Origin of the sequence: Sphingomonas echinoides (genome assembly GCF_029623395.1) — a bacterium.
GTDB lineage: Bacteria > Pseudomonadota > Alphaproteobacteria > Sphingomonadales > Sphingomonadaceae > Sphingomonas > Sphingomonas echinoides_A.
On sequence record NZ_JAPYKK010000093.1, the window covers coordinates 1 to 295 of the forward strand.

General features: G+C 64.4%; 1 pseudogene. It reads left to right on the forward strand.

What is annotated here, in order from left to right:
• Positions 1-295, forward strand: a pseudogene (locus QBJ92_RS20600) (transposase); the annotation flags it as partial.

Genomic DNA, 295 nt, shown 5'->3' on the forward strand with positions numbered 1-295 from the left:
TACTACCGCTGGCGCAAGGAATATGGTGGGCTGAAGACCGACCAGGCGCGGCGGATGAAGGATCTGGAGAAGGAGAATCTGCGGCTGCGCCGGGCGATCTCGGACCTGACGCTGGACAAGCTGATCTTGCAGGAGGCAGCCCGGGGAAACTTCTGAGCCCTGCGCGACGACGGCGCTGCATCGATCATGTGCGACGAGAGCTTCCGGTGTCCGAGCGACGGATCTGCCGGGTGTTGGGTCAGCATCGATCGACGCAGCGCAAGGTGCCGCGTGGGGCGGATGACGAACAGGCGCT